This is a genomic window from Methylotetracoccus oryzae (assembly GCF_006175985.1).
GTDB lineage: Bacteria > Pseudomonadota > Gammaproteobacteria > Methylococcales > Methylococcaceae > Methylotetracoccus > Methylotetracoccus oryzae.
Genome location: NZ_SRSH01000014.1, coordinates 72,179 through 85,535 on the forward strand (window position 1 = coordinate 72,179; position 13,357 = coordinate 85,535).

At 58.2% G+C, this 13,357-nt stretch carries 9 protein-coding genes; 3 read left to right on the forward strand and 6 right to left on the reverse strand.

The features are described 5' to 3' along the window. The first annotated feature begins 93 nt into the window (after positions 1-93). The 3 genes from BWR02_RS14545 (at position 94) to BWR02_RS14555 (ending at position 6,664) form a co-directional block, all read left to right on the forward strand. Positions 94-759 (forward strand): class I SAM-dependent methyltransferase, encoded by a 666-nt coding sequence (locus tag BWR02_RS14545; protein WP_139558661.1) that lies wholly within the window; start codon positions 94-96, stop codon positions 757-759. After that, positions 756-4,862, forward strand: coding sequence for a PAS domain S-box protein (locus BWR02_RS14550; RefSeq protein WP_139558662.1), 4,107 nt, complete (start codon positions 756-758; stop codon positions 4,860-4,862). Before BWR02_RS14545 ends, BWR02_RS14550 begins: the two co-directional genes overlap by 4 nt. A gap of 224 nt (positions 4,863-5,086) precedes the next feature. Continuing rightward, the gene (locus BWR02_RS14555; protein WP_236102268.1) at positions 5,087-6,664 is read left to right on the forward strand and encodes an OpgD/OpgG family glucan biosynthesis protein; all 1,578 of its coding nucleotides are present in this window, start codon (positions 5,087-5,089) and stop codon (positions 6,662-6,664) included. Positions 6,665-6,801: 137 nt separating this feature from the next. Here the strand turns inward: BWR02_RS14555 and BWR02_RS14560 are convergent, their stop codons facing one another. The 6 genes from BWR02_RS14560 to BWR02_RS14585 all read right to left on the reverse strand — a co-directional run bounded on the left by BWR02_RS14560 (position 6,802) and on the right by BWR02_RS14585 (position 12,931). Beyond that, positions 6,802-7,209: a hypothetical protein gene (locus BWR02_RS14560; protein ID WP_139558663.1), complete on the reverse strand. Its 408-nt coding sequence runs from the start codon at positions 7,207-7,209 to the stop codon at positions 6,802-6,804. A 317-nt stretch (positions 7,210-7,526) separates the two neighbouring features. Then, on the reverse strand, positions 7,527-8,576 hold the full coding sequence (locus tag BWR02_RS14565) for a glycoside hydrolase family 5 protein (protein ID WP_139558664.1): 1,050 nt from the start codon (positions 8,574-8,576) through the stop codon (positions 7,527-7,529). A gap of 200 nt (positions 8,577-8,776) precedes the next feature. Next, positions 8,777-9,637: a sulfotransferase gene (locus BWR02_RS14570; RefSeq protein WP_139558665.1), complete on the reverse strand. Its 861-nt coding sequence runs from the start codon at positions 9,635-9,637 to the stop codon at positions 8,777-8,779. A gap of 5 nt (positions 9,638-9,642) precedes the next feature. Continuing rightward, complete coding sequence (locus BWR02_RS14575; RefSeq protein WP_139558666.1) at positions 9,643-10,374, reverse strand: FkbM family methyltransferase; 732 nt, start codon at positions 10,372-10,374, stop codon at positions 9,643-9,645. 389 nt (positions 10,375-10,763) lie between these two features. After that, complete coding sequence (locus BWR02_RS14580) at positions 10,764-11,252, reverse strand: hypothetical protein (RefSeq protein WP_407941081.1); 489 nt, start codon at positions 11,250-11,252, stop codon at positions 10,764-10,766. A gap of 263 nt (positions 11,253-11,515) precedes the next feature. Next, positions 11,516-12,931 carry a right-handed parallel beta-helix repeat-containing protein gene (locus BWR02_RS14585; protein WP_139558668.1) on the reverse strand — a complete coding sequence of 472 codons (1,416 nt, stop codon included), beginning with the start codon at positions 12,929-12,931 and terminating at the stop codon, positions 11,516-11,518. Positions 12,932-13,357: the final 426 nt, after the last annotated feature.

Consider the following 13,357-nt stretch of genomic DNA (forward strand, 5'->3'; position numbering starts at 1 on the left):
ACCGGAAGTCCCGACCGCAGCAGTGCGCTGTGTACAATACGGATCGTCCGATGAACGTCACTCGGCGGGGTTCTGCCCGGCAAGGAGACAGCAATGGCCAACAAGAGCGTCGGTCTGTCCGATCCCCTCTACCAATACTTGCTGACAAACTCGGTCCGCGAATCGCCCCTGCTGGCCGAACTGCGTGAAGAGACATCCGCTCTCCCCGGCGCCGGGATGCAGATCACCCCGGAACAGGGGCAGTTCATGGCCCTCCTCGTCAGGCTGACCGGCGCGCGCCGCATCGTCGAAATCGGCGTATTCACGGGATACAGCGCCCTGGCAATGGCGCTGGCCCTGCCTGAAGACGGGCAGCTTGTCGCCTGTGACATCGACCCGGACTGGACTGCCATCGCACAGCGTTATTGGACTCGGGCCGGCGTCGCGAACCGCATCGAGCTGCGGCTCGGCCCCGCGCTTCAGACCCTGGACGCCCTGTTGGCGAGCGGAGAGGCCGGACACTTCGACCTCGCCTTCATCGACGCCGACAAGACCGCCTACGATGGGTACTACGAACACTGCCTGGAATTGCTACGCCCGGGAGGACTGATCCTGATTGACAACGTCCTCTGGGGCGGACGCGTGGCTGACGCCACGCACAGCGACCCGGACACCATCGCGATTCGCGCTCTGAACGCCAAGATCCGCGACGATCAACGCGTTTCCTGCAGTCTGGTCCCGATTGCCGATGGCCTGATGCTGGCACTGAAACACGCATGAGCGATCTTGGCGGGACGCCGTCCCGACGCCGCCGCGTGCTGTGGTGCCTGGGGCTCGCGCTGGCCTATGTTACGTTCGGGCGGTTGAGCTACGCGCTGAGCGCCCTGGCGGGCGTCGGCGCAGCGGCGTTGTGGCTGCCCTGCGGCCTCAGCGTTGCTGCCATCCTGCTGCTCGGTCGGTGGGTCTGGCCAGGCGTTTTCCTCGGCGCCTGGATCCTCAACGGGCCCGTCATGGACGGGCCGTCCGCGCTCGCACTACCGTTTGCGTTCGGCAACACCCTGGAAGCCGTGGCGGCAGGACACCTGTTCCGGCGCTACGCCAGTTCCGAGGATATTTTCGAGTCGGCCGAGAACTTCGCCGTCCTCGTTTTCAGCATCCTGTTCGGCAACAGTCTCAGCGTATTTTTCGGGGTCGGGGCGCTCGTGCTGCAGAACGCGACGGAGCCACCCTTGTTGGTACCGCTGCTGACCTGGTGGATGGGGAACCTCAGCGGTGCAATGTTGGTGATTCCGCTGATCTATGCCTGGCGTAATCCGGACTTCACCGATCGCAGTCTGGCCCATCTGTCCGGCTATGCGATTCTGCTCTTTGCGACCGCCCTGTTGGAGGTCATGATCTTCGAGCAGCGTCTGCCGGCCATCTTCGTGCTGCTACCCTTCCTGTTGTGGTCGGCACTGCAATATGGCGCAGCAGGGACCACGTTTTTCGGCACCCTGGTCGTCGCCATTGCCATGTGGGAAACCACTCACGGAAAGGGCCAGTTCGCGGTGGCTTCACCCGCCGTGTCGATGATCGTGACGCAGCTTTTTTCTGCGGTCTTTCTGATCACCGCTTTTGTGGTGATGTCCCAAAATCGCGCCGGGCGAAGACTGCTGGCGGAACTCCAGCGAAATGCCGCATTGCTCGAGCAGAAGGTGTCGGAGCGCACTGACCAGCTAGCCCGGAAGGAAGCTCACCTGGCACGCGCGCAAGCCATTGCACACGTCGGCAGCTGGGAATGGGCACATGGTGAAGACACCTGGTACTGGTCGGATGAAACCAAGAGAATCCTGGGTTTTCCGCTTGTAGCCGACCCCCGTTACGTCGACTTCTTTGCTCGGGTCCACCCCGACGACCGCAATGTGCTGCGCGCCGCTCGGGTCGCCTTGACCGAGCCAGGTGGGCGCATCGACATCCAATATAGGGTATTGCGTCCGGACGGGCAGATCCGTCACCTCCATGAGCGTGGCGAGCGAACGCGCGCCGGGGATGGGCGGCCCGGCTCCGCGAGCGGCACCCTGATGGACATCACGACACAAAAACGCAGTGAACTGGAATTGACACGCCTCGCCTTCGTCGCCCGGGAGACACGCAGCGCAGTCTTGATCACCGATCGCGATGGGGTCATCGAGTGGGTCAATCCCGCTTTCACGCGACTCACCCAGTACACCGCAGCCGAGGTCGTCGGCAGGAAGCCGGGTTTGTTGCTGCGGGGTACCGCAACATCACCCCGGACGGTCCGGTTCCTTTTGCGGGAAGTCGCTCGCCGTCGTAAGAGCCACATCAGCGATCCGATCAAGGTGGAAATCCTGATCTGCAACCGGGAGGGCCGGGAGTACTGGGTGGAACTGGAAGTCATCGGTTCGTACGGTCCGGGTGGCCTGGAGCGGTTTTTCAGCATTCAGCACGACATCACCGCCCGCAAGGAGTACGAGGCCCGATTACGCAGCCTGTCGGATCGGCTAAAGGCCACGGTCGACGCCGCCATGGACTGCATCATCGTGGTGGACCATGAAGGGCGTATCCTGGAATTCAACCCCGCCGCCGAAACCTGCTTCGGTCATCGCCGCGACGACGTCATCGGTGAACCAGTGACCGATCTGATCATCCCGCCGGGCTATCGCGCAGCGGATGGCCAGGGTCTGGGACACTACCTGAGCACCGGGATCGCCAACCTGCTCCGCCAACGGAATGAGGTGACCGGCATGCGTGCGGATGGCTCGGCATTCCCGGCCGAGTTGTCGATCGATGTCGCCACGAGTGAAGCCGGAAAAATCTTCGTCGGCTTCCTGCGCGACATCACCGAGCGCAAACAGACCGAACTGGCGCTCCAGGTAGCCAAGGAACGCGCGGAAAGCGCGAACCGTGCGAAGAGCGAGTTCCTCGCGAACATGAGCCACGAAATCCGGACGCCACTGAACGGCGTGCTGGCCGCCGCCGAATTGTTGCTGTCCGGAGGACTGTCCGCAGAACACCGCGAATATGCAGAGATCATTCATCATAGCGGCGAGAGTTTGCTCACGATCCTGAACGACATCCTGGACTTCTCGAAAATCGAAGCCGGCAAACTCGAACTCGAACGTATCGACTTCGATCTGCACGACAGCCTCGATGCACTCATTCGGCTCGCGGGCCTGAAGGCACAGGAGAAAAGCCTGGAGCTGATCTGTGATTTTGCAGCAGACCTGCCCACACGGCTCCGGGGTGACCCGCTCCGCTTGCGCCAGATTTTGATGAACCTGCTGTCCAATGCCATCAAGTTCACGGAAAAAGGCGAGATCACACTGCGTGTTCGGGTCGACAGCGAAGACGAACAGTTTACGACGCTCTTTTTTTCCGTCAGCGACACCGGTATCGGCATTGCTCCGGACCGGCAGGCCGGACTCTTCAAGCCCTTCATGCAAGTCGACGGCGCGATCACCCGAAAGTACGGGGGCACCGGCCTTGGCCTCGCGATCGCCAGAACACTCGTAAACCTGATGCAAGGGGAGATCGGCAGCGCGAGCGCGCTGGGCGCCGGCTCGCGATTCTGGTTTACGGCAGTCTTCGAGAAGCAGGATGCGGGAGCCACGCAGCCCTGCGGTCCGACCCAGTTGCCAGCTGCCCCAAGCGTGCTCCTCGTCGGCAGCAACAACAGCCAGATCGCCATCCTGGCTGAATGGCTGACCTCATGGGGTTGTGCTTGCCACACCGCGAGCAGTCGCCACGGCGCCTTGCTCAGGCTCGAGGAGGCCCGACGAGCGCAGCAGTCCTACCGGTTCGCAATCGTGGACCTCGGTGCGGCGGATCTCGACGAGCTGGTGCGCTATGTCGATGCGGGCGAACGGCTCCCGCTCCTGGAAAGCACCAAGTGGATTGCGCTGACGAGTTACGGCGGCAAGGCGCAACTGACGGCCCTGCGCAGCGCCGGCATCGAAGCCTGTTTGACCAAGCCGATCACGCCGTCGCGCCTGTTCGACTGCCTCGCGGCCTTTCTGTCCGGCTCGCCGCAGCATCAGGACGCGGCGCCCCGACACCTTGGCACAACCAGGCACGCCCAGCTCACGACGTCACGGAGGGTACTCCTCGCGGAGGACAACGCCATTAACCGCCGCGTAACCCTCGCCATACTGACCAAGCTCGGCTACGCCGCTGATGCGGTGGAAAACGGACGGGAATGTCTCGACCGGCTCGCACAGCAGGATTACGACCTGGTGCTGATGGACTGTCAGATGCCCGAGGTCGATGGCTATTCCGCCACCCGACGGATTCGTGACCCAGGGTCCGGAATCAGGAATCACGATATCCCGATCATCGCGCTGACGGCTCACGCGATGCGCGGCGACCGCGAGCGCTGCATCGCCGCGGGCATGGACGACTATCTCACCAAGCCGCTCGACGTGGAAGCCTTGAGGAGCGCACTTAACCGCTGGCTCCCCGAGCACCAGTCACGACCCACACCGGTGACCGGGGACGATGAGCCGGCGCGCAACATTGCTGACATCCGGGTGTTCGATGCCGCGGCCCTCCATCGCAGGGTGTTGCATGACGAGGATCTGTATCGGGAGGTAATCCATAGTTTTTGCGAAGACCTTCCCACGCGTATCCAGCAACTGTGGACCGCGCTGGACGCCGGCGACCTGCCCGCAGTGCGGCGCCACGCACACACGATCAAGGGCACCGCAGCCAATGTCGCAGCGGATGCACTCAGCGCTCTTGCGCTCAGGATCGAGCAGGCCGCAGACACAGGCTCTGATGAATTACTGCGGCTGACGGAGCGCCTGAAGCCTGAGTTCGAACGACTACGAGCGGCCGTCGCACTGCCAGATACCGCGACGCCGACCACGGGAGTGGACCGCTCCTAGTCCAAGTCCATAGTCCGGATTATCGACCCATCGCTCCGCTCTCTCAGGCGCCGAAGCGCGCCGCCCTGAAGGACGGTCGTTGTCGCCGTCGGACTTCCAGTTTAAGGGGAATCATGGAAAGATGGCGCGGAAAAACTGACGGGCCCACGCTGTTCGTCGTCAACGCATTGTGTGATGCGCGCTTTCTCTGCCACAGCACCGTCGCACCGGACCGATAAAGGACCATGTACACAAGCACCCATTGGCTAATAGCCTTCCTTTACCACCGCTTCATGATCGCGCCGCTCCTGGTTTTCGCCACACTGTCCACCGCCATCGCAGCGGAGCTTCAGTTAGGCCCGGCCGAGCCTTTCAGCTACCAGGGACTCGTTGACCACGCCAACCAACTGGCAGCCAAGCCCTATCAAAGTCCGATGCGGCCGTCGCCCGAGATCGTCGAGCGGATTGACTACGAGGAGTGGGGCAAGATTCGTTTTGATACCGACTATGCGCTCGGTAAAAAGGATCCGGGCATCTATCCCTTGACCTTTTTCCACTTGGGTATGTTCTTTCAAAAGGCCGTGCAAATGCATCTGGTCGGCGACGGCAAAGCGCGCCGGGTACAGTACACGAGCCGCTACTTTTCGATGCCCAAAGACAGTCCCGCGCGCAAACTCGCCGACAATTCCGGGTTCGCGGGCTTCCGATTGCAGGAATCGCGCAGCCGTCCTGACTGGCGAACCCAGGATTGGATCGCCTTCCTCGGTGCCTCCTATTTCCGGGCCATCGGCGCCCTGAATCAGTATGGTCTCTCTGCTCGTGGCGTAGCTGTCGACAGTGCCGAGCCGACACCCGAAGAATTTCCCGACTTCACGGACTTCTATATCGAAAACACCGCCAACGAGTCTGGCCCGGTCTTCGTTTACGCACTGCTTGACGGACCCAGCCTGACGGGCGCCTACCGCTTCGCGCTATCGCGCAGACAGGGAGTGGTGATTGAGGTCGATGCCTCGCTATTTGTCCGCAAGGACATCAAGCGCCTGGGCCTTGCACCGCTCACATCGATGTACTGGTTCAGCGAGTCGCAAAAGAATCGCCTCGAAGACTGGCGCCCCGAGGTACACGACTCGGATGGTCTCGCCATCTGGACCGGCCGCGGAGAACGCATCTGGCGCCCTTTGATAAACCCTCCGACACCCGTGACGTCCAGCTTCTCCGATGAGAATCCTAAAGGCTTTGGCTTGTTGCAGCGCGACCGAAACTTCGAGAATTACCTGGACGGCGTCAACTATGAGCGCCGTCCCAGCGTTTGGGTCGAGCCGCTGGAGGACTGGGGACCCGGTTCAGTCCAACTCGTGGAATTGCCAACCGACGACGAGATTCACGATAACATCACTGCATACTGGCGGCCCGCCGCGCCCATAACGGCCGGCAATGCCTACCGGCTCCGCTACCGCCTTCACTGGCTGGCTGACGAGCCTTACCCCGCCGCTGTTGCTCGCTGCGTCGCGACCCGGGTCGGGCGAGGAGGCCAACCCGGAAAACCCAGGCCGAAAGGTGTATACAAATTCGCCGTGGAATTCGCCGGCGCGGCACTGGACCCCTTGTGGGGCGACAGCGTGAAGGCTTCACCCGTCATCAACACCTCACAGGGAACCATTACCAACGCGTTCATCGAACCCATACCCGGCACAAAGCGCTGGCGGGCCATCTTTGACCTGACACCGGCCACGCCTGACGTAACCGAGCTACGCCTCTTCATCCAGGGGAACGGCGCGGCTCTCACCGAAACCTGGTTATATCAGTTCCGGCAGCGCGATTGACACAACTCAGAGGTCTGGCGTCTGACCTGCGTCACCTGTTGCGCTTTCTGATCGCGAGGTCAACCGGAAGTCCACCGGCTGGCGGTCGGCTCCTTCGCCGTCCATCACGTCAGAGTCCGAAGGCGGAGCGGACGGGATCACCCACCGAGCCCCTGCCCCTTCTTTTTCCTGTTCCTGCGGGTCGCACGCTTTTCCGCTGCATCCAGGGATTTTCTCAAAACTCGCCAAGCGGCCTTGACTTCCTCCCTCAACAGCGAAACGGCTGCAGGTTCGGCCTCTGCCAGCCAACGACCCGCCAGAGCCATCTGCTCCGCCAGCGTCACAGCGGCGTACTCTCCTCTGAGCGCTGCCTTGGCTTTATTCCGTTTGATCCAGCCTTGAATTTCTGCGAGTTCGTCCGCCGTACACTTGGCCCGCAGCGCCTCGTTCAAGCGCAGCGTATCGGCCCTTAACACGCCAGCGCGCTCAAGTTTTGCCTCACCCGTTTCCGCATCCGTTACCGAACGAAGAACTTCAACCCTATTTCCCCGCAAAGTGAATTCCACCAGCGCCTCCCAATTGAATTTGCAACTATTTACTCCCATAAACGGAATTTGCGACGCCCGATCTTCTCGCGTCAATGGCGGCCCGGCCACTCCCGGTATCCACCCCATTGGCCCGTGGCAACAAGCCGGGCGGCCGGCAAGTCACCGAAACGCCAAGCATAACGCTCGTGGCAGCTCACGCCGCGTAAGATGCACAATCATCCTCGCTGTACCGATTGCGCACTCACAAGCCCTTGGAAAAGCAGTGCCTGTGACGGGTCTCGCCCGACACGGTTCGGTCCCGATACGGTCTGTGGCGGACATCGCACTCAAAGAGTTCAATGCGCTCCGCGGAAGTGGCGCTGTGCGGCCGCTCCGACCCCCTTGTTTGGCGCTGCGCAGCTGAAGTTCTCAAAATTCGTCAAGCGATCCAACCCGCCGTCCTCAAAAATCGGGCCCGGAAGATCAAACGCCCAGAAAATCACCCCAATCCTCTTCTCGCTGAGGTAGTCGAGCAGGTTCGAAACGATTTTAGGTGTGTCCGGTTTGCAGTTTCCGCGGCTCGAATGCGCGTTGAAGGCCGTCACAATCACCGGGTGGCTATCCGCGAACCGCCCCCAATCCCTATCCCAGTCAGCACGAGTACGGGTCTCCTTGTTGATGAAGGGATGCACCCCGTAGACCAGTTTATTCATCGGATCCTTAAGGCTCGGCGCGTTGCTCAGATAATGTCCAATCCGTAAACCCTCGACAATAAGAACATTCTTCGCGCCAACCCGACGAACCAGATCGATGAGCGACTGATGCCCATCCTTCCAGATCTGCCAATTCCGAGCCGTTTGTTCCTTTAGGCCAGGCTCATTGAACAACTCGTACATGACTCCAAGGTCATTGGCGAACACCGGTGCCAGCCGCTCCCAGGCACGCCGCGTCATGTCCGATGGCATATTGGATTGCCCTTTCAGCCCAGTGGTCTCCTCCCACTGCATAGACACGATCACCGTCAATCCCTTCGCCCGTGCCAAGGCAACCCCCTTCTTGTACTCCTCCAGATAGCCTGGCGAATAGATCGGTGACTTGGGGTCCAGTGCAGCCTGGCTGGCATGAATGCGGACGACATCTGCGCCAAATCCCTTCACCTTATCGAGCAGTTGAGTGCCATAGCGCGCCCGAGCCTTAGCGAATGAGTCCTTTGCGTGTTCTTTCGAGGCCACAAAAGCCACCAGGACGAATCCCTTCGGAACCCAGGGTTTGCCGTCGCGGAGAATATTCCGTCCGGCTATCGAGACATCTCCGTTTGTGGCAAAGACGGACATGGCCTGTAAAGAGAAAAACAAGGCCGCCAACACGACCCACAATACCCGGAACCTGTTAGCTTCTCGTCTCATCGATGTACCTTATTTTGAATTCACAAAACACATTTATGCCTCTTCAACCGTATGCCCACACGTTGGTTGACGTAAGCTCCGTATCCGACGGAGCGACGACTCCTCGATACACTCCTGATTTAGCAGCGAGAGATCGGGACGAAAAACGTCTAACCCCTGTCTTCATTCGGCACCCCATCCCGCTGTCGTCTGGTCGCTCATCATTTCGTCGAGGCGACAAAATCCCGGCCAAAATATGACTCGAGGAACTGACGCTGCACTTTCATTGTGTCCTCAATCCGTTCGACCACCGACGATGGAATCTCAATATTTCCGGTTTTATGAACCTTGCTATTCACACCGGAATAATGCCGCATCTCCTCACATCCGAGGAATTTCTCGACATCTCGGAGCAATGCAAGCGGACGCCTGACGATATCGCCAAACGGAAGAAATAACACATTTTCCTTACCCAGCCCATCTACCCATAGCGGTATATACTCGGCATAATTCCCCCTATTATGAACCGCAGTAGAATTTGCAACTCTCTCCCACGCCTTCGGTTCAGCAGCATCAAACGTCTTGGACCTCTGAATAGTCATTCGAATTTGAGAAAGCGCACGATCCACCGGATCTCGAATGAGATAAATTGCCTTCACCCTCCCCAAAAGTTGTTTTAGATACGCGACACCTGCCGCTCCTATCGCACAATAGGCTGGAGTTACCTCACCCAGGATTTTCTCATTCGCGTCTGGATGGGAAAAGACACCACGGTACCAATGCTCTGTGAAAGGCGCCTCAGTGCCGACAGTCACGAGATACCGCACACATTCCAGATCGATGCCTTCTGCCTCCCTACACTCAGCCGCCAGAAGTTTTTTCACTTGTTGGGCCAAACCCTTTTCGATCCATCCCCTGTTCTCAGGAAGGAATACATGATCGAAAAAATGAAGCTCCTTGATTGGCGGCATCCAAATCGCCGGATTCTGTCGCAGCATCGACCACAGCCAGGAAGTTCCCGCCTTTTGTGCGCCAATACAGAGAAAATGCGGGAGCCCAGTATTCACCGGTTGCGCACTCATACGCGCTATACAGCCGAATGCTTCGCGTAAAAGAAGAAGTTCTCTCCCTTCCGTCCGCGGCTAAACTGTTCCTCCGTCAAGACATCGAACACGGCCGCCCTGGAACCAGGCTTGATGCGCTCGTGCGTTTCAACGGCGAAGCACCTAACCCGAGGGACCCACGACATGTCGGAGTCTTGAAAGGCTTCTTTCTCCGCACCTTCGATATCCATCTTCAGAATATCAACCTGTCCAAGTCCGTAGCGCGTGAAAAGACTACTTATCGAGAACGCTCTCGTGGAACCTGGCCCTTCGCCTGCCAGCGTTCTGACGCCCCAGGACTTCAAGGCGTGGCCGGTGGCGCCCCGATACGTTAGGTTCAACTCAGTTTCATGCGACCAGATCGCTCCATGGAGGCAAGTGACGTCTGACAAGCCAGAAGTATTTTCCAACAAACAGGAAAAGTTTGTTGGGTCAGGCTCTATTGCGATGACACGGGCATCCGGATAGCGGGCTTTAAACCATAATACGGAATATCCAACATTCGCACCGGCATCAATTATTACCTTGCACTCACTCGGCAGATCCTTGTCATATTCCTCCCGGATCCAGATCTGGTTAAAGACCTCCGGGTCCGTTTCATGCATCCTGAGGCGCACAGTCCTGTCCAGACCCGGAAGACGAACGTTGAGCTCGTCGACCACAAACTGTTTGAAGACCTCGACCGGCACTTCATTTTTTCCGAACCGAATTCTCATCCTGTGAAGCTCCACTTTACTTCTGTTTCCCAGGCCTTTCCGCTAACGGTTGCCGGCGATAGGCCTGCCATCTCCCCACCTTACCCTACACGCACTCGGCGCCGCGTCACTCATGCCTTGGGATGAATCAGCAGACCCCGTGGACCCGCTCTCCGAGGAATTCCAAAACCGCGATGAAAGGTGACGCGGTGTCGACCATGCCTGCCGCGCCACGCGGCGTCCAAGCGACCGACAGGCGACCTTCCCATAACAGACGTCGCCCTTGTTTCGTTCCCCGGCCCGCGGAGCCGCCACACACCCTCCACTCTCGTCGATCAAGTGGCTCCGGTCGCTCCGAAGGAACGGCCACCCGAACCACGCTCAACAGGTTTACCTGACACCCAAGCCGACTACGCCTCCAGCGCGCGAGAGTAAAGCGCGTAATCTTCCGCGAGTGCCTTCCTAAGGCGCTGAGTGAGGTCAGGCGACAGGCTGATCGGCAGGGCCGGACTCTTGTTCAGTACCGGAATGTTGACCGACTGACCCAGCAGTGTTTCCAAAAAGGCGGCGAGCTTTTCCATTTGCTCCAAGGCGAAGAGGCGTTTCACCCCCACCTTCCCTCTCTTATTAAAGACAAAGTCGCACTGCCTGCCGATCCGCGCGAATTCAGGAGGGGCAGACGAGAGATAAGCCTCGACGAATTGGTCAAACGTGATATCTCGGGTGCTGTGTTTGACCAAGGGACCGGAGCCATTCGGGTCGAGTCGTGAACGGTATCGGTACCAGCTCTCCAAGCGGCCAATCGGCTCTCTGACGATGCACAGGGTCTCGATCGCCCTCGCCTTCCCCCTGGCACGCAGAAGAGGCAAGAAAAATCGTTCGAATTGCCTGTAGTTCATATGCTTATAACGTCCGCGCGTAATAATTTCGGAATACGGCCGAAGCGCGCTGTCGACTGATGTAGATGCTGCCTTTGGCATGCACAAAAAAGCAAACTTATATTGGGTACTAATTAACATTGCAACTCCAAGTATCGTAGCCAGGTAAACCGCACAAACATCGACCCAGCGATACCCAGCGACACCCAGCGGCACACAAGCCTCTCAGGCCCTACTAGGTCACTCCCCCTTTCCTGAATTCGGGCGGGAGACTGTTCCCACAATCAGTTAACCTTAATACCACGCCATCTCGCCGCGTAACTATTATTGACATCGACAGTAACGTGAAAGCCCGCAATAACAGGTGTCGCCGTCCGAATCATTACCGTCTTTCCGCTGAATGTGGCCACAAACGGCACGCCGACAAATTCCGGATCACTCGATATCATTGTAACTGATACCGTTTGGATATCTCCCCACGCTAGATGACCTGAGAAATCAGCCTCATAACGGTCGGCGGCCATTCCCGAAGGCAACAAGGTCATCGTCGCATTAGTCCCCATAGGTACTTCGAAATAGGGCGGGGCATTGGTGAACGAATTGTTCTTCATGATCGCCCCCCGGATCTTCACAGGATCCAAGGGAATCGCGGACTCGCTCGCGGATTCCCAACATGCCTCAATAGCCACAGGCCGGATAACCCTCTCGACTGCATCCCCCAAGTTCTCGTCCTGGGTGTAAAACTGATTATCCGAAATAATGATGTTCTGCAAAATCGATTTGGGTTTTAGCGCTTGAATCTGAATGTGACTGAACGCAGGCCCCTCTTTAGGGTGATTAAATCCTCGGTAAAATAAATTATCCGTGATTGTTACATAATTCCGTCGGTTGACCGCCTTGTCATCCACACGAATGACTAAGCGACAATTGTCTATATAGTTGTTAACGATTAGACATGAGGACTTAATATGGGCGTTCAGCAAGATGCCATCAAACAGCGCGTTCTCGACGGTACCGCCCGCTGTAATGTGGTTTCCCTGGATTCGATTCGCCCGCATTCCGACCTCGATCCCAACGCGACACAGGTTTATGTTGCAGTCAGAGACGACGTTGTCGGCCTGACCCAGGAAGATACCAGTCGACGTCCGGTTCGCGGCCTTCCGAAAGTTAGGGATCTCGCCTGGATGATCTGCGCCGGTTCCGTCGCCCCAAAGGTATTCCACGATATTGCACTTTACAACCTCCAATTCATGGTTATACCCCTTTTCATTGGCGTAGATCCCAAAGTCGCGCTGGTGAACGATCGTGCAGTCCTCAATCCTAAGCCTTAAAAAGCGATGTGCGAAAATCCCGCTCGCACGCTTTCGGCATTCCAGCCCAATATTTTCTATTTTGAGTGTATTTACGTCCCTAACATCGAGTAGGTATTCTCCCTCCGGGAAGCGTGGAGAGGGCTCTATCAGGCCGCTGGTCAGCACCATGCCGTGCAGCCCATGCAGTCGGATAGGCATATCGATCACGAAAACGTAACCACCTAAATCGACCGTCGCAAATGCCTGCGTATAGAACTTTGCCCCGGCACTGAGCCGTGTACGGGAACGCGGACAAGACGCGATGGAGTCGAGAAAGGCCTGTAACAGCCCCCCCGCCGGCTCGCCAGGGTGGGCATCCAAAAATTCGGAAAATCTGATTCGTTCCATTGCGAGGAATTCGCTAACCGTGAACTAGAACTGAATATCTGCATTGCGCAGCAAGTGTTTCTCCCGGATTCTCCGAGCGCAGCTCACCCTCGACGGAAAGCTCTTGCCAAAGCTAAAGAGCTAGCACGCAGCGCACTTATCCGATACGAAACCCGCCACCTAGCGCTGAGTGAAAATCCTAATTCCCTATGTATAAGAACGCCTTTGGGCGGAGAATTCCTCGACGAACCTTCGCCCAACCGTTCGCCTCGCCTGGGCACCCACCAGTTAGCCGGCACTCTGCCCTACGGCTAACAGCGTATCACATCGCCTGTTTTTCAAAAAAACACGTACACTCAACGGATCAACTCGGGAGACCGTCTCGTCTGATCGGCTCAACGAAAGCGATAGGGCCCAGCTACGAGCAGCGTGCGACCAATACGTACC

Bases quoted from the DNA above. Each gene is read 5' to 3' on its own strand.
- BWR02_RS14545 (WP_139558661.1), top strand. From the start codon at position 94: ATGGCCAACAAGAGCGTCGGTCTGTCCGATCCCCTCTACCAATACTTG.
- BWR02_RS14550 (WP_139558662.1), top strand. From the start codon at position 756: ATGAGCGATCTTGGCGGGACGCCGTCCCGACGCCGCCGCGTGCTGTGG.
- BWR02_RS14555 (WP_236102268.1), top strand. From the start codon at position 5,087: ATGTACACAAGCACCCATTGGCTAATAGCCTTCCTTTACCACCGCTTC.
- BWR02_RS14565 (WP_139558664.1), bottom strand. From the start codon at position 8,576: ATGAGACGAGAAGCTAACAGGTTCCGGGTATTGTGGGTCGTGTTGGCG.
- BWR02_RS14570 (WP_139558665.1), bottom strand. From the start codon at position 9,637: ATGAGTGCGCAACCGGTGAATACTGGGCTCCCGCATTTTCTCTGTATT.
- BWR02_RS14575 (WP_139558666.1), bottom strand. From the start codon at position 10,374: ATGAGAATTCGGTTCGGAAAAAATGAAGTGCCGGTCGAGGTCTTCAAA.
- BWR02_RS14580 (WP_407941081.1), bottom strand. From the start codon at position 11,252: ATGAACTACAGGCAATTCGAACGATTTTTCTTGCCTCTTCTGCGTGCC.
- BWR02_RS14585 (WP_139558668.1), bottom strand. From the start codon at position 12,931: ATGGAACGAATCAGATTTTCCGAATTTTTGGATGCCCACCCTGGCGAG.